The organism is Sphingomonas sp. UNC305MFCol5.2, assembly GCF_000712135.1.
In the GTDB taxonomy this organism is placed as follows: Bacteria; Pseudomonadota; Alphaproteobacteria; order Sphingomonadales; family Sphingomonadaceae; genus Sphingomonas.
On sequence record NZ_JOOE01000002.1, the window covers coordinates 178,541 to 201,468 of the forward strand.

The following is a 22,928-nucleotide window of genomic DNA, read 5'->3' on the forward strand; positions in this document are numbered from 1 at the left end:
CGCAACAGTCGCGATAGTCGATGTCCGAGCACCGGTAGTTGGAGGGACGGGAATGCATTTCGGCCGAAGAGACTTGCTGAAGGTCGGCGCGAGCGCCGCCGCCGTCATCACCTTGCCGGGCGCAGGGTTCGCGTCCGCGCAGGGCCGGCCGATCATCGACGTCCATATGCACGCCTATCCGGCGGCGACGCCGTTTCCCAATCCGATCGTCAATCCGATCAGCGGCGTGAAGAGCCCGATCCGCAACGGCGCCGACCATCTGTCGGCCTGCATCGCCGAGATGAAGCGGCACAATGTCGTGAAGGGCATCGTCAGCGGCGGCGACGGCGATCGGCTGCAGGCCGCCATCGACTGGCACGATCGGGACCCGGGCCGCTTCGTCGTGGGCGCGGGCATTCGCGGATCCGACGAAATCCCGTTGCCGCCCCTCGAATCGCTCCGGAAGGCCTTTGTCGAAGGAAAGCTGCAAGTGCTCGGCGAAGTCACTTCGCAATATGCGGGCCTGTCGCTGAGCGATCCGAAATATGATCCGTATCTGGCGATGGCGGAGGAACTCGACATACCGGTGGCGCTCCACACCGGCACGATGCCCGAAGGCACCACCTTCGATCCCTGCTGCCGGCCCGCCCGGGCGCGCTTCGGCAATCCGGAAAATGTCGAGGAGGCGCTGAATCGTCACCCGAAATTGCGGCTGAACCTGATGCATTGCGGCTGGCCGTATCTCGACGACACCATGGCCATGTTGATGCTCTATCCCAATGTGAACGTCGATACCGGAGCCACCGACTGGCTCCTGCCCCGCGCGCATTTCCACGATTATCTGCGCAAGCTGGTGGAAGCGGGTTTCGGAAAGCGCATCATGTTCGGCTCGGACCACATGTACTGGCCGGACGGGATCGGCCTCGCCATCGAGGGGATCGAGTCCGCTGCGTTCCTGACCGAGGAGCAGAAGCGCGACATTTTCTACAACAATGCCGTCCGCTTCTACAAACTGAAGGACGTGTGAGCAGCGCCTGGTTGAGAGCCCATCTAAACTCTTGATTCTTGGCTAACAGGCTGCCCTCTTTCGTCATCCCCGCGAAAGCGGGGACCCATCTCCCACAGTTTCCACAAGCGCACCGGTGCGTTTTGCCGCTCGCTCAGGAGATGGGTCCCCGCTTTCGCGGGGGATGACGCGCTTCATTTTTTGAATATGAAGCCTCGACCTGACACGATCGCCTCTTATTGCGACTGACTTGCAGTATATAATCGCCGCTGCTAGGCGCCCCGCAACACACCTGTCGGCATGCGGCCGAGCAGGCGGGGGAACACCATGTCGCGTCGCTCACATTTTTCGCTGCCCCTGTTTGCGCTGGTCGCAACCATGCCCTGCGCGGCGTTCGCGCAGGATGCGGCCCCCGATACGCCGGCCGATGGCGACGAAATCGTCGTCACCGCGGCGCGCACGATCCTCCCGCCCAATGCATTGCCGCTCACCATCGACGTGATCGACAAGAAGACGCTCGATCAGCAGATCGCGATCTCGGGCTCGGTCACCGATGCCGTGGCGAACCTCACTCCGTCCTTCTCCCCTACCCGCCAGAAGCTGTCGGGCGCAGGCGAGACGCTGCGCGGCCGCTCGCCGCTCTACGCGATCAACGGAATTCCCCAATCGACTCCCTTGCGCGACGGCAGCCGCGACGGCTTCACCATCGACGGCTTCTTCGTCGATCGAGTCGAGCTGATCTACGGTTCGAACGCGCTGCAGGGCATCGGCGGCACCGGCGGCATCGTCAATCAAGTGACGGTCGGCGCACCCGCGCAGGAGGGGTTTGGCGGCCGCGTCCTCCTCCAGGGTACCGCCGACAATGATTTCCGCGGCGACGGGCTCGGCGGCAAGGCGGCGGGTCTCGTCCAGTACAAGGCCGGTCGCTTCGATGCGACGGTGGGCGCGGCGTACGAGAAGCGCGGCGTGTTCTACGACGGCGACGGCCGCCGTGTCGGCCTCAACCTCACCCAGGGCGAGACGCAGGATTCGAACACGCTCTCGCTGTTCGCCCGGCTCGGCTATCAGGTCGGCGAAACCGGCCGGTTCGATCTGATCGCCAGCCGTTTCGAGCTCAAGGGCGACGGCGATTATATCGCGGTTCCCGGCAACCGCGCGACCGGCGTGACCACCAGCGCCGTGCGCGGCGATCCGCCGGGCATCCCCGCCAGGAGCCGCACCGAGAGCGTCGCGCTTTCCTATACCGACACTGCGCTCTGGGGCGGCAATCTCGTCAGCCAGATCTTCTTCAACCGGACGCACGACACGTTCGGCGGCGAAATCGCGCCGATCGCGACTTTCCAGGATCCGACGATCGCGCCGGCCGGCACCTTGTTCGACCAGTCCGAGAACCGCTCGCGCAAGCTGGGCGGCAAGCTCAGCTACGAGCGCGCCGTGCCCGGCTTCGAGGCGCTCACCACCACGCTCGGCTTCGATGCGCTGACCGACAGCACAGAGCAGCGGCTGATCGCCACCAATCGCGTCTGGGTGCCGCCCACCGATTTCCGCAGCCTCGCGCCCTTCGTCCAGGCCAATCTCGCCTTGTTCGACAAGAAGCTGCGCCTCGCCGGCGGCGTGCGCTACGAGAATGTGAAGATCACCGTCGACGATTACCACACGCTGGCGTCGACCACGTTCCGCAACAACAATCCCGCGACCTATGGCGGCGTATCGGTGGCGGGCGGTTCGCCGACCTTCTCCGACGCCCTGCTGAATGGCGGCGTGATCCTCGAGCCGATCCCGGGCATGCGCGCGTATGCGAGCTATGCCGAGGGCTTCACCGTCCCCGATATCGGCCGGATCACCCGCGCCGTGGGCACCGCCGGCGTCGATATCGACAATTTCCTCGATATCGCCCCGATCGTTTCGAACAACCGCGAGATCGGCCTCGAAGTGAAACGCGGGCCGCTCGACGGCTCGGTCACCTATTTCTGGTCGTCGAGCGACAAGGGCCAATTGCTCATCGCCAATCCGGGCGGGATCTTCGACGTCCAGCGCCTGCGCGTCGAAATCCAGGGGCTGGAGGTCAATCTCGGCGTCAGGCTGCCGATCGACGGGCTGCGCGTGAATGTCGGCTATGCCCATCTCGACGGCCGCTACGACAGCGACATCGTGCCCGACGGCAAGGTCGATACCGATCTCGACGGGACCAACATCTCGCCCGACCGGGTCAATCTCGCCGCCGATTATTCCAGCGGGCCGTTCAGCGCGCGGGTGCAGACGCAGTTCTTCCTGTCGCGCCGCTTCGACGGCGGAGCCCGCGCGATCGACGACGCCAATCCGGCGCACCCGCAGAAGCTCTTCATGAACGATTTCGGCGGCTACACGCTCACCGATGCGTATCTGCGCTATCAGACTGCTTTGGGCGGGCTGACGTTCAGCGTGTCGAACCTCTTCGACAAGCACTATATCGATTACAGCTCGGACACCCGCCTGCCGACCGACAATCTCAGCTACTTCGCCGGGCGCGGCCGCGCGTTCACGCTCGGCTGGGACTATCGGTTTTGAGCAGAGGGCACCGATGAAGCTGCTCGATCTGATCCACCGCTGGACGGGGGGAATCCTCGGCCTGGTGCTGGCGGTCATGGGCCTGACCGGCGCGATTCTCGTCCACAAGGAGAGCTGGCTGCTGCTGCCCCACGCCGGCGATGCGCGGATCGCCGATCCGGCGGTCATCGGCGCCGTGACCGAGAAGCTGCTCGCCGCCGAGCCCAGGGCCCAGTCGATCATCTACGCCAATGATCGCTTCGGGCTGCACCAGCTGCGCCTGCCCAAGGGCGCGGGCGCCTATGCCGATCAGGCCGGCAATGTGGTCACGCGCTGGCAGAGCCAGTGGGAACGGCCCGAGCTCTGGATCTTCGATCTCCATCACCATCTCTTCAGCGGCGACGTCGGCGAGACGATCATCGGCATCGCCGGGCTCGCGGCGATATTGTTCGTCGTCACGGGTTCGGTTCTGTGGTGGCGGACGCGGCGGACATTCAGTTTCAGGCTCTGGCCCAGAAGGCTGAGCCGGCCGGCGATCGTGATGCAGCACCGCGATTTCGGCATCGTCATGGCGCCATTGCTGCTGCTATCGGCGGTCACCGGCACGATGCTGATCTTCAAGCCGTTCGCGGCCATCGTGATCGCGCCCTTTGGCGCGCCCGGCGCGGCGCTCGCGGCGAATGCGCCGGCCAAGGTGAAAGGCGGTCCGCTCGCCGCGCACCTGGACTGGCGCGCGATCATCGCCGCGGCGCACGCCCGGTTCCCCGATGCGCAGATCCGCCTCCTCGCATTGCCCCGCAAGCCCGGCGATCCGATCGCGATCCGGATGAAGCGCGCCGCCGAATGGCTGCCCAACGGCCGCTCGACGCTCGCCTTCGACGCCGCCGACGGCCGTCTGCTCGCCGCGACCGACGCGCTGGCGCTGCCTGCGGGGACGCAGGTCTTCAACGGCGCCTATCCGCTCCACGCGGCCAGGATCGGCGGCCTCGCCTGGCGGCTGGTGACGACGGTCTCCGGCCTCGCGCTGATGCTGCTCGGCAGCCTGACCGTCTGGACCTTCTGGTTCAGACGGCCCCGGCCGAAACGTCCCCGCTGATCGGCTTCCTCAATCGAGCTTCTGCAGCTCGATATTGCGGAACTCGATCTGATGGCCCTCGCTCTGCAGCGCGATATAGCCCTGCTGCAGCGGCAGCTTGCCGCCCTGTGCCGCGATCAGCGGCTGCGCATCCTTGTCCTGGGGATCGAGCTCGACCGCGGAATAATGCAGCACGGCCTTGCCGTCGATGAAATGGGTGATCTCGCCATTGGGCAGCACCTCTACTTCTGCCCGCACCCAGCGGCCCACCGGCTCCAGTGGCGAGGTGGAGAGGATGCAGTGGCGCGGATCGCGCTTGCCTTCGAACACTACGGTGGTGCCGGGCGTGCACACATTCCCGGTTGGCTCCCGCGTCGGGCGCGGAACGCCGAGAATCTGGAACTCGAGGCTCACCGGAAAGTCCTGATCGCGCCGCATCGTCTCCGGCGCCTGCGCATGGAACATCAGCCCCGAATTGCTCGCCTGCCAGCTCTGGATGCCCGGCAGCGATTCGCCGAACAGCCGATACTCGAAGCGGACGCGATAGGCCTTGAGCGGCATCTTCCAGAAGAGGTGGCCGAACTCGCCCGCGAACTTGGTGTAATTGGCGTGCGAGACGCGGATCGCGCCGTCCTTCACGATGAACATGTGCAGCGGATCCTCGCCCGCGGCGCGGCCGGTGATCTTGGGCGTCCAGCCGGCAAGCGTCTTGCCGTCGAAGATGCGTTGCCACTTCGGCTCGGGCGCCGGATCGGGGGCGGAGGCGGCGCCGAGCAGCGCCAGCATGGGAAGAAGGAAGAGTTTCATAGGTCGAACGGCTCCCGTTGCAGGCTTGTCGGTTTGATCGATGGTTCGGTCGGCGATCATCGGATGCCGGCGCGACGTTCGTCGAGAAGGCGCGCGAGCGAAGTCCATTTCGCCGCGCCCTCGTTATTCGCGATCATCGCCTCGACGAAGGTCATCGTCCGCAGCCCGTCGGCGATGCCGGGAAACCAGTCCGCCGCGCCTGGCGGCGGCGGCGCGGCCGCTCCGTTGCGCACTGCCTGGGCGAAGCTGCGATAGAGGTTGGCGAACGCCTCGACATAGCCTTCGGGATGGCCCGCCGGTGTGCGCAGCCGCGCCGTCGTCAGCGGATCGAGCCCCGGTCCTGCCGCGCGGACGATCTCGGCGGGGCGGTCGAGCCAGCGCAGGGTCAGCGTGTTGGGCTCCATCTGCGACCAGTCGAGCCCGCCTTTCTCGCCGTGCACGCGCAGCCGCAGCCCGTTCTCGTCGCCCGCCGCGATCTGGCTGGCCTTGAGCACGCCGCGCGCGCCGCCTTCGAACCGCAGCAATGCCGCCACGTCGTCGTCGAGACGGCGTCCCGGCACGTGCGTGGTCAGCTCCGCATTGAGTTCCTCGACCGCGAGTCCCGAGACATGCTCAGCGAGTTGGAAAGCATGCGTGCCGATGTCCCCCAGACACCCCCCCAACCCCGCCCGTGCCGGATCGGTGCGCCATTCGGCCTGTTTCTGGCCGTCGCGGTCGATCGGCTGGCTCAGCCAGCCCTGCGAATATTCGACCTGCACCAGCCGAATCGCGCCCAGATCGCCGCGCGCGACGCGAACCCTTGCCTCTTCGACGAGCGGATAGCCGCTATACGTGAAGGCGAGCCCGTACAGTTTGCCGCTGCGCGCGACCGCCGCCTCGATCGCCAGTGCCTCGGCAAGGTCCAGTGCCATCGGCTTTTCCGACATCACGTGGAAACCCGCGTCGAGCGCGGCGATCGCCGCCGGGGCGTGGAGATGATTCGGCGTGACGATCGCCAGCACCTGCATCCGCTGGTCCGCGGGCAGTGCAGCCTCGCCGGCGAGCAGCGCGTCGAGCGTCGCGTAAGCCCGCGCGGAATCGAGGCCCAGCCCCGCGGCGCTGCGCTGGTTGCGTCCCGAATCGCTGCTGAACGCGCCGCAGACCAATTCATACTCGCCGTCCAGCGCCGCCGCCATGCGATGCACCGCGCCGATGAACGCGCCCTCGCCTCCCCCAACCATGCCGTAGCGTATCCGCGGCTGCGTGCCCGTCTCCATCGTCTCTCCTTGTTAGCGCTAACGACGGCGAACGGCCTGTCGATTTTATATCTGATAAATGGTTGCCACGCGTGCGAACAACCGGTTAGAGGATAGCCACCGATCGTTGCAAGACCGGAGAGGAAAATGAAATCTGTGATCGCACTGCTGCCCGTTGCAGCAACATTGTGCGCGTTGACACTGACAACGTTGCCGTCCGTGGCGGCCCCTCCCGTTCAGAACGCGGGCGAGCAGGCGTTCGCCGCCTGCCGGGCGTGCCATACGCTTCCGGCGGGCGGAAAAAGCCTTATGGGTCCCAACCTCCACGGCCTGTTCGGCCGCAAGGCGGGCTCCGTTCCGGGCTTCAACTACAGCCCGGCACTCAAGGCATCGAACATCGTCTGGAACGCGCAGACGCTCGACCAGTTTCTTGCCGCGCCGGCCCAGAAGGTGCCGGGCACGCGCATGCCGATGAAGGTCACCGATCCCGCCAAGCGGGCCGCGCTGATCGCCTATCTCAAGGCCGAAACCGCGAAGTGACGATCGAATCAGGGAGGGCGGTGGCATGAAGGGTCCGGCGGTTTTCCTCGCCCAGTTCATGGGCGATTCCGCGCCATTCGACACTCTGCCCTCGGCCGCGCGCTGGATGGCCGACGCGGGTTATGTCGGCGTCCAGATTCCGACATGGGACAGCCGTTGCATCGATCTCGCCAAGGCGGCCGAGAGCCAGGATTATTGCGACGAACTCGCCGGCACGTGCCGCGAGGCGGGAGTCGAGATCACCGAGCTTTCGACGCACCTGCAGGGCCAACTGGTCGCAGTGCATCCGGCCTATGACGTAGCGTTCGATGGGTTCGCACCCGAGGCCTTGCGCGGCAAGCCCGCCGAGCGCCAGGCCTGGGCAGTCGAGCAACTCCATCTCGCCGCCAAAGCGAGCCGGCGGCTGGGGCTGAACGCGCACGCGACCTTCTCGGGGGCGCTCGCCTGGCCCTATCTCTATCCGTGGCCGCAGCGCCCGGCTGGGCTGGTCGAGGAGGCATTCGGGGAACTGGCAAAGCGCTGGCGTCCGATCCTCGACGCCTTCGAGGAACAGGGCGTCGACGTCGCCTATGAGATCCACCCCGGCGAGGACCTGCACGACGGCGTGACCTTCGAGCGGTTCCTGGCGGGCGTGGACAACCACCGCCGTGCCAACATCCTCTATGATCCCAGCCATTACGTGCTGCAGGCGCTCGATTATCTGGCGTTCATCGACATCTATCACGAGCGGATCAAGATGTTCCACGTCAAGGACGCGGAGCTCAACCCGACCGGGCGCTCGGGCGTCTATGGCGGCTTCCAGGACTGGGTCGACCGCCCCGGCCGCTTCCGCTCACTCGGCGACGGCCAGGTCGATTTCGGCGGGATTTTCTCGAAGCTGACACAGTACGGATACGAAGGCTGGGCAGTGCTCGAATGGGAATGCTGCCTCAAGCATCCCGAAGACGGGGCGCGTGAGGGCGCGCCTTTCATCGAAGCGCACATGATCCGCCGCGCGGACAAGGCTTTCGACGATTTCGCGGGCGGCAACGATCCGGGGCTCAATCGCAAGTTGCTGGGGCTGACCTGACGACACGACGCGGGCAAGAACGATAAGGGAGGGGAGCCAAGAAATGGCCACGACATTGAACAAGGGACGGCTGTTCTGGCTGGGCGTGCTGGCCCTGTTCACCGCCGCGTCGAGCCTTGCGATCCGCGGCGCGATCGCCAGCGGGCTCAAGGCCGAATGGATCGATCCGATCGCTCCGCTGCAGGCCGGCGAACTGCTCGCCGCCGCATTGGGCGCGGCGTTCCTCAGCTTCGCGATCACGTTGTTCGTCGCCAGCGCGCTGCTCGATCAGATCGGCATGAAAAGGTGCCTGCTGGGCGCGGGCTTCTGCTTCATCTTCGGCCCGCTGCTGATCGTCACTGCGGGCCATCTCGCGACGGGCATGACGGTCTATACGATCGTCTGGCTCGGCATGCTGCTCAGCGGCATCGGCTGGGGGCTGACCGAGGCGGCGATCAATCCGCTGACCGCGCAGCTCTATCCCGAGGACACCACGCACCGGCTCAACGTGCTGCACGCCTGGTTCCCCGGCGGCATCATCGTCGGCGGGCTGGTCGGCTTCTTCCTCTCGGCGACCTTGCCGTGGCAGGGCATCATGGCGCTGGTGATGATCCCCGCCGTCGCGACCGTCGTGATCGCGGCGACCACCACTTTCCCACCGCCTTTGCGCAGCGAAACCGGCGTGAGCTTCGGCGAGATGGTGAGCGAAGTGTTCCGCCGCCCCAGTTTCTTCATCTGGTTCGGCGCGATGTTCCTCACCGCTGCGTCCGAACTGGCCCCCGGCCAGTGGATCGACGTCGCTCTGTCGAACCGCGTCGGCATGCGCGGCATCCTGCTGCTCGTCTATGTCAACGCGCTGATGTTCGTGTTCCGCCATTTCGCGGGCCGGCTGGCGAGCAAGATCTCGAATCCCGGATTGCTCTGGGTATCGAGCCTGCTCGCCGCGATCGGGCTGTTCATGCTGAGCCAGGCGCAGTCGCCGGTGGCGGCGGTCCTCGCCTCGACGGTGTGGGGGCTCGGCGTCTGCGTGATGTGGCCGACGATGCTCGCTTCGGTCGCCGAACGCTATCCGCGCGGCGGATCGTGGGCGATGGGGCTGGTCGGATCGGCGGGGGCGCTCTCCAGCTTCTTCGTGCTCCCGCTGCTGGGCGCGATGTTCGACAAGGCCAAGATCGAGTTCGCCGGCGGGCCCGAAGCGTTCGCGAAGCTGGCCGGCGCGGCGAAACTGGCGGTCGAGGATGCGGCGGCGTCGGTATCGTTCCAGCGGCTGGCGGTCCTGCCGGTCGTCCTGCTGGCGGTGTTCGGCTTCATCTGGCTGCGTGAGCGCGGCAAGTCGCGTGCCGTCCTCGCGGGCGAAGCGGCGTGAGGCTGACCCGGCGTTCCGTGCTGGCCGCGAGTGCCGCCACCGCGGGTGCGGCGACGATGAGTCGCGCCGCGCCCGGCCAGAACGCGGCGCGCTTCTCGCTCGGCTTCGCGCCGCACGAAGGCAGCTTCAAGAGCCGGGGCAGCCGGCTCGAGCAGATCGCCTTTGCCGCCGATCAGGGCTTCACTGCGTGGGAAGACAATGAGGCGGCAAGCCGGCCCGTCGCCGAGCAGACCGCGATGGCCCGCGCGCTTCAGCAGCGCGGCATGACGATGGGCGTCTTCGTCGCGAGCATGCCCAAATGGGGCGAATTCCGCCCGTTGCTCGGCGGCAACGACGATGCCGAGCGTCAGGCTTTCCTGGCCGACATTCGCGCCTCGATCGACGTCGCCAAGCGATTGAACGTCAAATGGATGACGGTCGTCACCGGCTTCCTCGATCGCAAGCTGCCGGTCGAGATCCAGACCGCCCGGATCATCGATACGATGCGCCGCGCCGCCGAGATCGTCGAGCCGCATGGCCTCGTCATGGTGATGGAGCCGCTGAACACGCTGGTGGATCATCCAAACGTATTCATGCAGACCATCCCGCAAGGCTTCGCGGTGTCGACGGGCGTCAACAGCCCGGCCGTGAAGGTGCTGGCGGATCTCTATCACGCGCAGATCCAGGCCGGGAATCTGATCAACACGCTGCAGAGCTGCTGGGACGAGATCGCCTATATCCAGTTCGGCGACAATCCCGGCCGCAAGGAGCCGAGCACCGGCGAGGTCAATTATCGCAACGTGGTCCGCTGGTTGCGCGCGAAGAAATATGCCGGCGTGATCGGCATGGAGCATGGAAATTCGATAGAGGGACGCGCTGGCGAAGAGCGGCTGATCGCCGCTTATCGCGAGATTGACGCGGCATGAGGGAGGAACGAGTGAAGCGTATCGCATGGGGCGCCGCGATTGCGGTAGCCGTGGCAGCGGGAAATCCCGCCGTCGCGCAGGAGAAGCCGGGCTTCAAGGACACGCCGATGCTGCCCGGCGGCAAGTGGCACGTTCATGATTCCGACCGGCCCTACCCCGATGTGGTCACGCCGGCTGCAGTGCCGGGGGGGGCGCCCTCGGACGCAGTAGTGCTGTTCGACGGCAAGACGCTCGACGCATGGCAGCCCCAGGCGACGCCGTGGATCCTCAAGGACGGCGTGGTGACTTCGCAGCCGCGCGCCGGCGGCGGCGGCGAGAATGCGCTGGTCAGCAAGCAGAGCTTCGGCGACGTCCAGCTCCATCTGGAGTTCCGCTCGCCAAACCCGCCGACCAAGACCTCGCAGGATCGCGGCAACAGTGGCATCTGGTTCATGCAGCGCTACGAGATCCAGATCCTCGACGGCTATCAGAACCCGACCTATGCCGACGGCACCGTCGGCGCGATCTATGGCTGGAAGCCGCCGCTGGTGAACGCGTCGCGCAAGCCCGGCGAATGGCAGAGCTACGATGTGGTCTTCGAGCGCCCGCATTTCGGTGCCGACGGCAAATTGCTGCGCCCGGCCTATATCACCGCGTTCCTGAACGGCGTGCTGGTGCAGAACCGCCAGCCTTGGCTGGGCGGCACGATCTGGCGCAAGCTCGGCACCTACCAAGCGCATGCCGACGCCGCGCCGATCCAGCTCCAGGACCATAATTCACCGGTTTCGTTCCGTAACATCTGGGTGCGCCCGCTGCCCGAAGCGGCGGCGAGCTACGACTTTGAGGGTACCGTGAAATGATTATCGATCGCAGAGACGCGCTGGCCGGAATTGTCGCGATGTTCGGTGCAAGCCTGTTCGCGCCGATCGCGCGCGCAGCGGGTGCGCAGATGACGCCGATCAGCGACGGGCCGCCCAGCGCGCCCGTGTTCACCGCACAGCAGCGCGCGCTGATGACCGCGCTCAGCGAGCGGGTGATGCCGACCACCGACACGCCCGGGGCGATCACCGCCGGGGTGCCCGCCTTTATCGAGAAATTGCTCGCCGACTGGGCGGCGCCCGGCGATCGCAAGCCGATCCTCGCCGGGCTCGACGCGATCGAGACGCGCAGCCAGGCCGATTACAAGGTCGCGGCCGACAAGGCGACACCCGCGCAGCAGGACGCACTGCTGACGCTGGCGATGGAAGACAAGATTCCCGGCGGCAAGGATTTCTTCGAGAAGTTCCGTCAGCTCGTCATCACCGGCTATTTCACCTCGGAAGTCGGCATCACCCAGGAGCGCGAATATCTGCCCGTGCCCGGGCGGTATGACGGCGCCTATCCCTATTCGAAGGTCAACAAGGTGTTTTCGTCATGATGATCAGCCGACGGCAATGGATGGCGGGCGGTGCCGCGCTCGCGACGACGCTGGCGGCCGCACCGCTGGTGGCGAAGGGCCTCAAGCCCAAGCCGGTCGGGCTTCAGCTCTACACCGTGCGCGAACTCTTCTCGAAGGACCCGATGGGCACGCTCGAGAAGGTGGCGAAGATCGGCTATCGCGAAGTCGAATATGGCGGTGGCGGCTATGACAAGATGGATCATGCCGCGCTCCGCAAGACGATGGACCGGCTGGGGCTCAAATCGCCCTCGCTGCACATCGGCTACGAGGCGCTGAGCGGCGATTTCGCCGGCTCGGTGAAGATGGCGAAAACGCTGGGCGCCGATACGGTGATCCTGCCGTACATGACCGCCGAGCAGCGCAATGCCGAGAGCTGGAAGGCCGCGGTCGCCAATTTCAACCGCTGGGCCGAACAGCTCAAAAAGGCCGGGCTCGACTTCGCCTATCACAATCACGATTTCGAGTTCACGACCAAACCCGATGGCCGCAGCCTGTACGACATGCTGCTCGCCGATGCCGACCCTGCCCTGGTCAAGCTCGAGCTCGACCTGTTCTGGGTAATCGCCGCCGGCGAGGACCCCAAGGCGATCATCAAGCGGAACCCAGGCCGCATCTATGCCTATCACGTCAAGGATCGCACCGCCGACGGCAAGATGACCAGCGTCGGCAAGGGCGTGATCGATTTCGCCGACATCTTCACGCTCAACGGCACGGCCGGCGTGAAGCATTTCTACGTCGAGAACGATCAATCGCCCGCGCCGTATCTTCCCGACATCCAGACCAGCTTCGCGACGCTCAGCCGTCTGCGCGCGTAACCCAGTATTCGAGGATCATTAGACATGGCCGACAAGTTCGATGCGATCGTCATCGGCTCCGGAGTGAGCGGTGGATGGGCGGCGAAGGAATTGACCGAAAAGGGCCTCAAGGTCCTGATGCTCGACCGTGGCGTCATGGTCGAGCATGGCGAGGATTATGATTATGACGGCAAGCCGGCATATGAGATCCCCGCCCGCGACATGATGCCCAAGGCGCTGCTCGACAGCGATTATTTCATCGCCAAATACGGCTATGTCTCGCCCGGTAGCCGGAAATATTACAACAACGACCGGCTCAATCCGTACGCCTATGACGAGGGCGAGAAATTCTACTGGATCCGCCCCGGCGCGGTCGGTGGCAAGTCGCTGATCTGGGGGCGCTGGAGCTTCCGCTGGTCGCCTGAGGATTTCGAAGCCAACAAGCGCGAAAATGTCGGGATCGACTGGCCGATCCGCTATGAAGACCTGGCGCCGTGGTACGACTATGTCGAGAAGTATATCGGCGTGTCGGGCTCGCGCGAGAATCTGCCGCAGCTGCCCGACAGCCAGTTCCAGCCGCCGATTCAGATGAACATCGCCGAGAAATGGGTGAAGGAGCGGCTCGAGGCGACTTCGCCCGGCCGCAAGCTGATCAACAGCCGCATGTCCAACATGACCGAGGACAAGGAGGCGCAGGGCCGCACCAAATGCCAGTTCCGCAACCAGTGCGGGCGCGGCTGCTCGTTCGGTGCCTATTTCTCGACCCAGGCGGTCACTCTCCCCGCCGCCCGTGCCACCGGGCGGCTGACGCTCCGCTCCGACGCGGTGGTCTCCAACCTCGAATATGATCCCAAGACCAAGAAGGTCACCGGCGTCCGCGTGGTCGATACGAAGACGAAGCAGGCCGAAATCATCCCCGCCCGCCTCGTGTTCCTCTGCGCCTCGGCGATGGCGTCGACCCAGATCCTGATGAACTCGCGGATCCCGGGCACCGGCAAGAGCCATTTCGACACCAGCGGCACGCTGGGCCGCTACGTGATGGACCATATCTTCCGTGTCGGCGTCTCGGGCGACATCCCCGGCATGACCGAATATATCGAATATGGCCGGCGCCCGAGCGGCGTCTATGTCCCGCGCTTCCGCAACGTCGGCGGCGAGGAAGGCGTGGGCTTCCGCCGCGGTTATGGCTATCAGGGCGGCGCGCGGCGCGATCCGGCCTATCCGCAGGGCTTCGGCGCGTCGATGAAGCAGGGCATGCGCCAATATGGCGGATGGAAGTTCGGCATGGGCGCGTTCGGCGAATGCCTGCCCTATGAAGACAATCGCGTCAGCCTTCACCCCGACAAGGTCGACCGGTTCGGCATTCCGTTGATGCGCTTCGACGTCACCTTCCGCGACAACGAGATCAAGATGATGGACGATGCGCGGACCGAGGGCGAGAAGATGCTCAAGGCGGCCGGCCTGCTCAACGTGACGAGCTATCACGGTGAGCACGTTCCCGGCGACGCCATCCACGAGATGGGCGGCGCCCGCATGGCGAACGATCCGCGGCAATCGGTGCTCAACAAATGGAGCCAGGCGCACGACGCGGCCAATCTGTTCGTCACCGACGGCGCGCAGATGGCGTCGATCTCGTGCGTGAACCCCTCGCTGACCTTCATGGCGTTCACCGCGCGCGCCGCGGACTATGCGGTCAAGCAGCTGAAGGCGGGCGCGATCTAGGCCGGAGTCGCCCCCGTCCTAGACGGGGGCGACTGCCGCGCGTTCAGGCTGCGGCGCGTATTCGGCGAGCTCGGCGATGAAGCGGCGCATCCACCACGTCACATCCTCGCGCTCGACGTTCCGCATCAACGGCAACCATCGCGCGATGCGCTCTTCGTTTGGCATCGCCAGCGCCGCAGCGATCGCATCGGCCACGTCTTCGGCGCTGTAGGGATTGACGAGCAACGCCTCTCGAAGCTGCTCCGCTGCCCCCGCGAAGCGCGAAAGGATCAGCACGCCCGGATCGTCGGGATCCTGCGCGGCGACATATTCCTTGGCGACGAGGTTCATCCCGTCGCGCAGCGGCGTCACCAGCCCGACGCGCGCAGCGCGGTACATCGCCGCCAGTTCGTCGCGCGGATATCCCTGATTGACGTAGCGGATGGGAACCCACTCCGCGCTCGCATAGGCGCCGTTGATGCGGCCCGACACCGCTTCGAGCGAGGCGCGGATCTCCTGATAGCTGTTGACCTCGACGCGTGACGGCGGGGCGATCTGGAGCAGGAATACCTGTTCGTGCTTCTCGGGATGCGCGGCGAGAAAGCGCTCGTAAGCGAGGAAGCGCTCCTGAAGGCCCTTCGAATAATCGAGCCTGTCGACTCCGATCAGCATCGCGCGCCCGTTGGCGCTTTCCAGCATCGCCTCGTGCGCGGCGCGCGCGGCGGGATCGTCGGCGGCGCGGCGGAAGCCGGCGGCGTCGATCCCGATCGGACAGGCGATCAGCTTCACCACGCGGCCGGCGACGTGGATGATGCCGTCCGATCCGACGAACATCCCGAGCTCGCTTTGGACATAATCGACGAATGCCTCGAGCGAGTCCGCGGTCTGGAAACCGATCACGTCATACGCGAACAGCGACTTGACCAAAGCCGCGTGGCTCGGAAGCGTCAGCAGCAGCCGGCGGGGCGGCCACGGGATGTGCAGGAAGAAGCCCATCCGGTTGCGGCATTCGCGCCGCCTGAGCGCCAGCCCCAGCGGAATCAGATGATAGTCGTGCACCCAGATCAGATCGTCCAGGTCGATCAGCGGCCGTAGCGTATCGGCGAACCGTGCATTCACCCGGGCATAGCCGCCCGCGAAGCTGCGCTCATATTCCGCCAGGTCGATGCGGTAATGGAAAAGCGGCCACAGCGTGCGGTTGGCATAGCCGTTATAATATTCGTCAGTATCCTGCGGCTCGAGGTCGATCGTCGCCGTCGTGACGCCTTCGTTGCGCTGATAGTCGATCGCGCCGGTGAAGCGCTCGACTTCCTCGCCCGACCAGCCGAACCAGATCCCGTCGCTTTCGCGCAGCGCCGCGGCCAGCGCCACCGCGAGCCCGCCCTGATTGACGTTGCCGCCATTTGGCGGCGAGACGCGGTTGGATATCACGATCAGCCGGCTCATCGGATCGAGCTCCACGGCCGACTCAGCAGCACCGCGCAGTTGATCATGCCGACCAGCGAATAGGTCTGCGGATAATTGCCCCAGAGCTCGCCGGTCAACGGATCGATATCCTCGGACAGCAAACCCGCCGCGGTCCGGCGCGAGAGCATTTCCTCGAACAATTCCCTCGCGTCCGCGATCCGGCCGGTCGCGTGCAACGCTTCGATCAGCCAGAAGGTGCAGACGTTGAACGCCGTCTCGGGCAGCCCGAAATCGTCCTCGGTCGCATAGCGCAGCATGTGGCTGCCGCGCCTGAGCCCCTCCTCGACCGCGAGCAGCGTCCCGCGGAAGCGCGGATCGTCGGGCGGCAGGAAACGAAGATCGAGCAGCTGGATCAGGCTGGCGTCGAGATCGTCGCCGCCGAAGGTCGCCGAGAGCCGCGAGGTGTCCTCGCGCCACGCGGATTGCTCGATGCGGACGCGGATGCGATCGGCGCGGTCCTGCCAGAAGGCGGCGCGTTCGGCGAGCCCGAGCTTCGCCGCGGCATTGGCCAGCCGATCACACGCCGCCCAGCACATCGCGACCGAATAGGTGTGGACGTTGCTCTTGGTACGCAGTTCCCACAATCCCGCATCGGGCTTGTCATGGACTTCCCAGGCACGGTCGCCGATCGCCTCCAGCGCCTCGAAATCGGAAATGCCGCCCATCCGGAACAGCCGCTGATCGAAGAAGCTCTGGGTGTTCGACAGCACGATCTGGCCATAGGCATCGTGCTGGATCTGCGCATAGGCCTGGTTGCCGACCCGCACCGGTCCCATGCCGCGATAGCCGCTGAGCCCGGGCGCCTCGCGCTCCTCGATATGCGCCTCGCCGCCGACGCCGTAGAGCGGCTGGATATGCCCGCCTCGGGCATTGTCGACGATGTTGCGCAGATATTCGAGATAGGTTTCCAGCACGTCGAGCGCGCCCAGCCGGTTGAGCGCCTGGACGGTGTAATACGCGTCGCGGATCCAGCAGTAGCGATAGTCCCAATTGCGCTGCGAACCGGCATGCTCGGGGATCGAGGTGGTGAGCGCGGCAACGATCGCCCCGGTCTCCTCGTGCTGGCACAACTTGAGCGTGATCGCACTGCGGATCACTGCCTCCTGCCATTCCAGCGGAGTCGCGAGCCCGCGCACCCATTCGCGCCATTCCTGCGCGGTGCGATCGAGCATCGTCTCGACTGCGACACGAATGTCATCGGCGAAGCTCTCGTCCGGCCCGAGGAAGAAATGGAGGGGGCGCTCGACGCGGAACAGCCGTTCGTGCTCGATCCAGCCAATCGGCGCGGTGGTGCTCAGCCGCAGGACGGTGTCGGCGAGCAGATAGCGGATATGGTTCGATCCGCGCGTCGTCGCCGCGTCGCTCGCACCCCAGTCGCGCGCCGGGCGCAGGCGGACGCGGATCCGCGGCGAGCCGATCACGGGACGGACGATGCGCGCGAACGCCACCGGCCGGTACGTGCGCCCGCTGCGCCGGAAGCGCGGGCAGAAATCAATCACTTCCACGGCATTGCCGTCGCGGTCGGTATGGCGCGTCACCAGGATCGGCGTGTTGTCCAGATAATGCTGCGCCGTGTCGACGCAGTCCTCGAGGTCGATTTCCCAGAAGCCGCGTGCGCCTTCCGCCGCGCGAGGCGCCGCGTCGAGCAACGACGAGAAAGCAGGATCGCCGTCGACGCGCGGCACGCAGCCCCAGACGAAGCGCCCGTTACGGTCGACCAGCGCGGAAACCTGGCAATTGCCGATCGGCCAGAGGTCCAGCGTCGCGGTCATGCTGACATTTGCTCCAGCCAGGCGCGCACCGCCGCCGGGCTCTCCAGCAGATAATGCGCGCCGGTCTCGCCGGGTTTGCCGACGAAGATGCCGGCGCCGCCCAGCTCGGTGACGGCCTCGAAGCCGTTCTCGTCGGTGCGATCGTCACCGATGAAGACGGGCATCGTCCCCTTCATCGGTGCGAGCCGCATCATGCGCCGCACCGCCACGCCCTTGTCGCCCCCGGCCACCCGCAGCTCGATCATCATCTTGCCCTCCTGCAATTCGAGTCCGAGATCGCGCGCGACGTGCCATGCCAGCTCGACCGCCTCCTTCTCCGCTTCGGGACACAGGCGGTAATGCAGCGCCACGCCGTAGCTCTTCTCCTCGACGAGTGCTCCGGCAAAGCGATCGGCGAACGCGCGCATGCGTTCAGCCGCCTGATCGAGCGTCGGCGGACGGTGCGGCTGGGCGGAAATGCCCTGCCAGCGATGCTCGCAGCCATGGCTCCCCGACAATGCAATTTCCTGCGCGACCGGTCCCAGTATCGCGTCGAGCTGTGCGATCGAGCGACCGCTGATCACTGCCACTCGTCCGCCGAGCCTGAGGTTCAGCCGGGCGAGGAGCGCGCGCAACTCCGCGTCGGCGACGACGTCGTCGGGCCGGTCCGCCAGATCGACCAATGTCCCGTCGAAATCGAGAAAGAGACTCGCATTAGCCAGCAACGACGCTGGAGGTGGCAATAGTGTCCTGGTCCGACCGATCGAGATGTTACGCCCCTTCCAAAGCACGAGGCGCAGCGCGAGTACCGCCCGCGCGCCCTTTCAGGGAACGGGCGGAAGGCGGTGGGGTTCCGCTTCTTCCGTCGCCAAGCAGGAGGCGGGCGCAGTGCGCCGTCGCGGGCTAAGGCCGGCGCGGCTTGTTTCCCGGTCCGGGTCCACGCTTGGGGCCCTGCCCGTCACGCGGCGGCCTGCGATCGCCCGATCCTCCGCGCGGGCGCTCTCCCGGCCCGCCTCTCGGGCGATGCGTCGGTGCGGAAGCCGCCGGCGGCGCGCGGCGCTGCTCGACGCCTTGCGCGACCGAATAACCTTCCTTGAGCAGCCGGGTGAATGCCGATCGGACGTTGGTCGCGATCGCGGCCTGCACTTCCTTGGGCAGATCGGCATAGGTCGTGTTCGGGTGGATGCTGTTCAACTCGCGCAGCAACGGGTTGGGAAGCCCGTTGGCGGCGTCCTTCAGCGCCACGATCGAATCGAGGACGGTGGAGAACAGGATCTCCTGCATCAGGTCGGTTGCCGATTTTGCCATAGCCGCGCCTCCACGCCCGTCCACGCGCCCGGTGTCAAGCGATGAGTTGGCCGCGCGCGGCTAAACGGTCTCCAGCTCGGTGAATTGCACGGCCATCACTTCGCGGACGGTCAGTTCATTACCGTCGCGGGTCACTTTTACCAGCCGCTGCGCGCCGGTCTCGCCCAAGGGCATCACCAGCCGTCCGCCCTCTGGCTTGAGTTGGCCCACCAACGCTTCGGGCAGCTCCTTCGCCGCTGCGCTGACGAGGATCGCATCGAACGGCGCCGCCTCCGCCCAGCCGCGCGATCCGTCACCGATCCGGATCGCGACATTCCGGTGCCCGAGTTCGACCAATCGGGCATCCGCGACGCCCGCGAACTCCTCGACGATCTCGACGCTCCACACCTGCGCCGCCAGCCGGGCGAGGATCGCGGTCTGATAGCCGAGCCCCGTCCCCACCTCGAGCACCGAGTCCCCTTCATCCAGATCGAGCAATTCGGTCATCAGCGCCGCCATGAACGGCTGCGAGATCGTCTTGTCGAAGCCGATCGGCAGCGGGCTGTTCTGATAAGCGAGGGCCGCGAATTGCGCCGGCACGAACAGATGACGCGGCACCGCGAGGAACGCCGCGCGGACGCGCGCACCCGGCGCCGGTCGCCCGATCTCCTCGCTGAGCAGGTCGAACTCGATGTCGATCACTTCGACCATGTGGCGTCGAAGGATCGCGAGATGCGCTTCGGTGAGCGGCTTCATGACGGTCTGCCTCGATGGATCCCGGACAGATGAACGCACGACCTAGTCGCTGGCAACACTCGAAAGCGTCAGCCGTGCAGGTTGAGCAGCGAATCCATCAGCTCGTCCTCGATGCCGCCGGGCGCGCCCGCAAGAACCAGCAACGGGGCGCCGGAGCCGCATCGGCCCCGGCGCCCTCCCCCTCAGCGCAAGCTGAAGCGAATGCCGACGCGGAACTGCCGGCCGAGCATGTCCGAATAAGTGGTGTTCGAGGCGTTGCCGGTCTCCGGAACCAACAGCGGCCAGCGGTTGAACAGGTTCGTCACGTTGAAGAACATCTCGGCGTCCGAAGTGCCGCTGACCGCAATCTTCTGGGTGAGATTGAGGTCCGCGTAGAACAGGCCCGACACATGATTGTTGTTGTAGGTGGGGAAGTTCGTGGTCGAGACGGGGCAGCTGGTGCTGCACTCGATGCCGTTCGCGACATATTTGCCTGCACTGATGCCCCGGCCGGTGAAGGTCGCCGAGAAGGTCGGCGTCTCATAGGCGACGCTGCCGCGGAAAATCCAGGTCGGCGTGCTGGCTTGGCCGCCATTGGCGCCCACGGTATTGACCGGCGCCGAACCCGCGATGCCGGTCACCGCGAGGTTCTCGATGTAGCGGGTCGCGACGCCGCGCAGCGTGAGAGTGTCGCCGCCGAACGGGATGCGATAGGCAGCGTCGAAGTCGATGCCGCGCACCAGCCTGCGGACATAGTTGAACGGCTGGGTTCGGATCAGCAGATAGGGTGCATTTGGCTGCGAGCGTGCCGGATCGGTGGTGATCGCATCGCAGAAGTCCTGATTCTTGTCGGCATAGCAACGGTTGACGGTCTCCTGCGCCGTGATCGAGTCGATCGCATCTTCGAGGTCAATGCGGAAATAATCGACCGATGCCGTGAAGCCCGGCAGGAAGCGCGGCGAGATCACGGCGCCGATGTTCCACGAATTGGCCTCTTCGGGACGCAGGTTCGGGTTACCCGTGGTCAGGCCCGAATAGCTGTAGGTGCGCGGGCCGTTTGCGCCATCCTGCGTGAAGATCGGATTGGACACCGAATCGCTGTTCGCGGTGCCGGCCTGGTAGAGCTCGTTGAGGTTGGGCGCGCGGATGTCGCGCGAGCGCGTCACGCGGAAGCGGATATCCTCGATCGGCGCCCAGGTCGCACCCAGCTTCCAAGTGGTGACGTAACCCGAGTTCGAATAGTCGGTGGCGCGTATCGCCCCGTTGAACTCGAGGCCGAGGCCTAGCGGAACCACGGTTTCGAGATAGGCCTCCTTGACGCTGTATTCGCCGGTGAAGGGCAGATAGTTGCCGACCGACCAGGCGTTCGAGGTGGTGGGGCGGCCGTTCGAACCTATGGTGATGGTCGGCTGGAACTCGGTCGGTACGCTGCCGCGGATCTTCTCCTTGCGCGCCTCGCCGCCGAATGAGACACTGACATCGCCCGCCCAAGTGGCGAACGGCGTGACGGCCCAGTTTGTGCCGACGACATATTGCTCCAGCACCTGATCGCGATACGGATCGCCCAGCACGTAGTCGATTGCGGCCGCACTCGCGACGCCGACGCCGAGACGGTTGAGCGGCACACAGTTGGGATCGTCGTCGGTCGTGACGGCGTTGACGTTGATCAGGCACTGGATCGAGCCGACCGCATAGCCGCGCGCATTGCCGGCCGGCGCGAAGGCCGCCGCGGTCGCATTGTTCATCCGCGCCGTGTGCATGATGTTCCGCAGCTGCTCGCGCACGTCCGAACGGCCATATTGGGCATAGACGTCCCAATGGCCGGGATTGCCGAACGCATCGAACGTACCTTCGAGGCCGGCAACATAGCGCTGGACCTTGCGCTCGTTGTCGATCGCGCGGAACGGCAGGTCAGCGGCGGTGGTCGCCACGGTGACGCTGGTCACGCCGGCCAGGCGCGCAGCGCCGAGCGTTTGGAGCGCATAGGCGTTGCAGGTCACCGGCACCGGCACCGTGGTACAGCCGGTGGTGTTGTAGGTGATGCCGGTCGACAGGTTCGGGCCGGCGTTGAAGTATATCTTCTGGTGGTTGTACGATCCCTCGACAAAGGCTTCGACACCGTCAGCGACTTCGTAGCTCAGCCGGCCGAATATGCCCCAACGGTCGTCCTTCGGCATCAGGCCGATGCGACGGCCGGAGTCATTGACCTGCCACGATCCGCCCTGGACGACGCCCGGATGCGAGGTGCCGTTCACGCGGCTGAAGGTGGGGGACTGGAGCACGCCATAGTCGAAGACGTTCACCGAGCCGCTCTGGCCGAAATACAGGCCGCGCAGCGCATTCGGCGAGGTGCCGGCCGATGCGGTGATCAGGCCGCCAGGCGTAGAGTTCGACGCGCCGACCTGGCGCAGCGTCGTGATGTAGCGCGGCCGGTCGGTGCTGGTTGCCGTCCAGGTCGGATCCTCGACCCGCACATAGCCGGTATGGTTCCATCCGCGATCGACTGCGTTGATGTCGAAGATGCCGTCCTGGTGCGCAATCTCGGCGTTGACCAGGATATGACCGCGGCCGCCGGCGAATGACTTGCCGCCGCTGATGCTACCCGAATAGTTGAAGCCGTCGCCATAAGTGGTGACGCCGGACTCGGCGGTGACGCGCAGGCCCTCTAGCTTCTTGTTGAGCACGAAGTTGACCACGCCGCCGACTGCGTCCGAGCCATAGGCCGCCGAAGCACCGCCGGTCACCACTTCGACGCGATCGACCAGGCCCTGCGGGATCGTGTTGACGTCGACCCAGCCGTAGATGGTCGAGCCGACCGAGCGGCGGCCATCGAGCAAGACCAGCGTGCGACCCTCGCCGAGGTTGCGCAAGTTGAGCGCGTTGATGCCCGCCGAGCCGTTCGACAAATTGAGGCGCGAATTGCCAGGCTTGGTCGAGCCCGCGAGCTGCGGCAACTGATTGACGAAATCGGCGATGTTGTTGGTCGGCGAGGTGTTGTTGATATCGTCGCGCGTCAGCACGGTCAGCGGCGTAGGTGCCTGGAAGCCATCGCGGATGATGCGCGTGCCGGTGACGACCAGTTCGTCTTCTTCGGCTTCGGGCTGGGGTGGTGGCGTCTCCTGTACGGTCGCCGTGCCTGCACCGGCGGTCTGCGCAGCGGCGGGCAATGCCATCAGAGAAGCGAGGGCCAGCGCGGCCATGCTCGAGAAACTGGCAAGATCCGATTGCCGGCGTGGATTCGTCATTATCGACCCCCCTGTGGGATAAGTTATTGCGACCGATGGACCGG

Annotated in this window: 19 protein-coding genes; 11 read left to right on the forward strand and 8 right to left on the reverse strand. The window is 65.7% G+C overall.

Features of this window, described 5'->3' with window-relative positions:
• The first annotated feature begins 52 nt into the window (after positions 1 to 52).
• The 3 genes from BR78_RS0108100 (at position 53) to BR78_RS0108110 (ending at position 4,607) form a co-directional block, all read left to right on the forward strand.
• Positions 53 to 1,006 (forward strand): amidohydrolase family protein, encoded by a 954-nt coding sequence (locus tag BR78_RS0108100; RefSeq protein ID WP_025559994.1) that lies wholly within the window; start codon positions 53 to 55, stop codon positions 1,004 to 1,006.
• A 306-nt stretch (positions 1,007 to 1,312) separates the two neighbouring features.
• The gene (locus BR78_RS0108105) at positions 1,313 to 3,532 is read left to right on the forward strand and encodes a TonB-dependent receptor (RefSeq protein WP_025559995.1); all 2,220 of its coding nucleotides are present in this window, start codon (positions 1,313 to 1,315) and stop codon (positions 3,530 to 3,532) included.
• A 13-nt stretch (positions 3,533 to 3,545) separates the two neighbouring features.
• Entirely contained in the window at positions 3,546 to 4,607 is a 1,062-nt protein-coding gene (locus BR78_RS0108110; RefSeq protein ID WP_025559996.1) for a PepSY-associated TM helix domain-containing protein, read from the forward strand.
• A gap of 9 nt (positions 4,608 to 4,616) precedes the next feature.
• Here the strand turns inward: BR78_RS0108110 and BR78_RS0108115 are convergent, their stop codons facing one another.
• Both BR78_RS0108115 and BR78_RS0108120 read right to left on the reverse strand, forming a co-directional pair.
• Positions 4,617 to 5,393 carry a 3-keto-disaccharide hydrolase gene (locus BR78_RS0108115; protein WP_025559997.1) on the reverse strand — a complete coding sequence of 259 codons (777 nt, stop codon included), beginning with the start codon at positions 5,391 to 5,393 and terminating at the stop codon, positions 4,617 to 4,619.
• Between the two features lie 56 nt (positions 5,394 to 5,449).
• Positions 5,450 to 6,649 carry a Gfo/Idh/MocA family protein gene (locus BR78_RS0108120; RefSeq protein ID WP_025559998.1) on the reverse strand — a complete coding sequence of 400 codons (1,200 nt, stop codon included), beginning with the start codon at positions 6,647 to 6,649 and terminating at the stop codon, positions 5,450 to 5,452.
• Between the two features lie 126 nt (positions 6,650 to 6,775).
• On the opposite strand from BR78_RS0108120, the gene BR78_RS0108125 reads away from it, so the two are divergent.
• Genes BR78_RS0108125 through BR78_RS0108160 form a run of 8 tightly spaced genes read left to right on the forward strand, consistent with a single transcriptional unit; the run spans position 6,776 to position 14,420 of the window.
• Positions 6,776 to 7,168, forward strand: a complete 393-nt coding sequence (locus tag BR78_RS0108125; RefSeq protein ID WP_025559999.1) for a c-type cytochrome — start codon at positions 6,776 to 6,778, stop codon at positions 7,166 to 7,168.
• Positions 7,169 to 7,193: 25 nt separating this feature from the next.
• On the forward strand, positions 7,194 to 8,237 hold the full coding sequence (locus tag BR78_RS0108130; protein WP_025560000.1) for a sugar phosphate isomerase/epimerase family protein: 1,044 nt from the start codon (positions 7,194 to 7,196) through the stop codon (positions 8,235 to 8,237).
• A gap of 43 nt (positions 8,238 to 8,280) precedes the next feature.
• Positions 8,281 to 9,582 carry an MFS transporter gene (locus tag BR78_RS0108135; RefSeq protein WP_037566389.1) on the forward strand — a complete coding sequence of 434 codons (1,302 nt, stop codon included), beginning with the start codon at positions 8,281 to 8,283 and terminating at the stop codon, positions 9,580 to 9,582.
• Positions 9,579 to 10,487, forward strand: a complete 909-nt coding sequence (locus BR78_RS0108140; protein WP_029936099.1) for a hydroxypyruvate isomerase family protein — start codon at positions 9,579 to 9,581, stop codon at positions 10,485 to 10,487. Before BR78_RS0108135 ends, BR78_RS0108140 begins: the two co-directional genes overlap by 4 nt.
• 11 nt (positions 10,488 to 10,498) lie before the next feature.
• Positions 10,499 to 11,326, forward strand: a complete 828-nt coding sequence (locus tag BR78_RS0108145) for a 3-keto-disaccharide hydrolase (RefSeq protein WP_231478208.1) — start codon at positions 10,499 to 10,501, stop codon at positions 11,324 to 11,326.
• Entirely contained in the window at positions 11,326 to 11,883 is a 558-nt protein-coding gene (locus BR78_RS0108150) for a gluconate 2-dehydrogenase subunit 3 family protein (protein WP_037566511.1), read from the forward strand. Before BR78_RS0108145 ends, BR78_RS0108150 begins: the two co-directional genes overlap by 1 nt.
• Positions 11,880 to 12,719, forward strand: coding sequence for a sugar phosphate isomerase/epimerase family protein (locus BR78_RS0108155; RefSeq protein ID WP_029936105.1), 840 nt, complete (start codon positions 11,880 to 11,882; stop codon positions 12,717 to 12,719). The genes BR78_RS0108150 and BR78_RS0108155 overlap by 4 nt, the downstream gene beginning before the upstream one ends.
• A gap of 24 nt (positions 12,720 to 12,743) precedes the next feature.
• A complete protein-coding gene (locus BR78_RS0108160) occupies positions 12,744 to 14,420 on the forward strand; it encodes a GMC family oxidoreductase (RefSeq protein ID WP_029936107.1) in 1,677 nt (558 codons plus the stop codon).
• 18 nt (positions 14,421 to 14,438) lie between these two features.
• Here the strand turns inward: BR78_RS0108160 and BR78_RS0108165 are convergent, their stop codons facing one another.
• The 6 genes from BR78_RS0108165 to BR78_RS0108190 all read right to left on the reverse strand — a co-directional run bounded on the left by BR78_RS0108165 (position 14,439) and on the right by BR78_RS0108190 (position 22,884).
• A complete protein-coding gene (locus tag BR78_RS0108165) occupies positions 14,439 to 15,845 on the reverse strand; it encodes an alpha,alpha-trehalose-phosphate synthase (UDP-forming) (protein ID WP_037566512.1) in 1,407 nt (468 codons plus the stop codon).
• Positions 15,842 to 17,638 (reverse strand): glycoside hydrolase family 15 protein, encoded by a 1,797-nt coding sequence (locus BR78_RS0108170; RefSeq protein ID WP_029936111.1) that lies wholly within the window; start codon positions 17,636 to 17,638, stop codon positions 15,842 to 15,844. Before BR78_RS0108170 ends, BR78_RS0108165 begins: the two co-directional genes overlap by 4 nt.
• Positions 17,635 to 18,342 (reverse strand): trehalose-phosphatase, encoded by a 708-nt coding sequence (gene otsB / locus BR78_RS0108175; RefSeq protein WP_231478209.1) that lies wholly within the window; start codon positions 18,340 to 18,342, stop codon positions 17,635 to 17,637. Before otsB ends, BR78_RS0108170 begins: the two co-directional genes overlap by 4 nt.
• 178 nt (positions 18,343 to 18,520) lie before the next feature.
• Positions 18,521 to 18,925 (reverse strand): hypothetical protein, encoded by a 405-nt coding sequence (locus BR78_RS0108180; RefSeq protein WP_029936115.1) that lies wholly within the window; start codon positions 18,923 to 18,925, stop codon positions 18,521 to 18,523.
• 60 nt (positions 18,926 to 18,985) lie between these two features.
• Positions 18,986 to 19,660: a protein-L-isoaspartate(D-aspartate) O-methyltransferase gene (locus BR78_RS0108185; RefSeq protein ID WP_029936117.1), complete on the reverse strand. Its 675-nt coding sequence runs from the start codon at positions 19,658 to 19,660 to the stop codon at positions 18,986 to 18,988.
• Positions 19,661 to 19,842: 182 nt separating this feature from the next.
• On the reverse strand, positions 19,843 to 22,884 hold the full coding sequence (locus BR78_RS0108190) for a TonB-dependent receptor plug domain-containing protein (RefSeq protein ID WP_037566392.1): 3,042 nt from the start codon (positions 22,882 to 22,884) through the stop codon (positions 19,843 to 19,845).
• Positions 22,885 to 22,928: the final 44 nt, after the last annotated feature.

Bases quoted from the DNA above. Each gene is read 5' to 3' on its own strand.
- BR78_RS0108100 (WP_025559994.1), top strand. From the start codon at position 53: ATGCATTTCGGCCGAAGAGACTTGCTGAAGGTCGGCGCGAGCGCCGCC.
- BR78_RS0108105 (WP_025559995.1), top strand. From the start codon at position 1,313: ATGTCGCGTCGCTCACATTTTTCGCTGCCCCTGTTTGCGCTGGTCGCA.
- BR78_RS0108110 (WP_025559996.1), top strand. From the start codon at position 3,546: ATGAAGCTGCTCGATCTGATCCACCGCTGGACGGGGGGAATCCTCGGC.
- BR78_RS0108115 (WP_025559997.1), bottom strand. From the start codon at position 5,393: ATGAAACTCTTCCTTCTTCCCATGCTGGCGCTGCTCGGCGCCGCCTCC.
- BR78_RS0108120 (WP_025559998.1), bottom strand. From the start codon at position 6,649: ATGGAGACGGGCACGCAGCCGCGGATACGCTACGGCATGGTTGGGGGA.
- BR78_RS0108125 (WP_025559999.1), top strand. From the start codon at position 6,776: ATGAAATCTGTGATCGCACTGCTGCCCGTTGCAGCAACATTGTGCGCG.
- BR78_RS0108130 (WP_025560000.1), top strand. From the start codon at position 7,194: ATGAAGGGTCCGGCGGTTTTCCTCGCCCAGTTCATGGGCGATTCCGCG.
- BR78_RS0108135 (WP_037566389.1), top strand. From the start codon at position 8,281: ATGGCCACGACATTGAACAAGGGACGGCTGTTCTGGCTGGGCGTGCTG.
- BR78_RS0108155 (WP_029936105.1), top strand. From the start codon at position 11,880: ATGATGATCAGCCGACGGCAATGGATGGCGGGCGGTGCCGCGCTCGCG.
- BR78_RS0108160 (WP_029936107.1), top strand. From the start codon at position 12,744: ATGGCCGACAAGTTCGATGCGATCGTCATCGGCTCCGGAGTGAGCGGT.
- BR78_RS0108165 (WP_037566512.1), bottom strand. From the start codon at position 15,845: ATGAGCCGGCTGATCGTGATATCCAACCGCGTCTCGCCGCCAAATGGC.
- BR78_RS0108170 (WP_029936111.1), bottom strand. From the start codon at position 17,638: ATGACCGCGACGCTGGACCTCTGGCCGATCGGCAATTGCCAGGTTTCC.
- BR78_RS0108180 (WP_029936115.1), bottom strand. From the start codon at position 18,925: ATGGCAAAATCGGCAACCGACCTGATGCAGGAGATCCTGTTCTCCACC.
- BR78_RS0108185 (WP_029936117.1), bottom strand. From the start codon at position 19,660: ATGAAGCCGCTCACCGAAGCGCATCTCGCGATCCTTCGACGCCACATG.
- BR78_RS0108190 (WP_037566392.1), bottom strand. From the start codon at position 22,884: ATGACGAATCCACGCCGGCAATCGGATCTTGCCAGTTTCTCGAGCATG.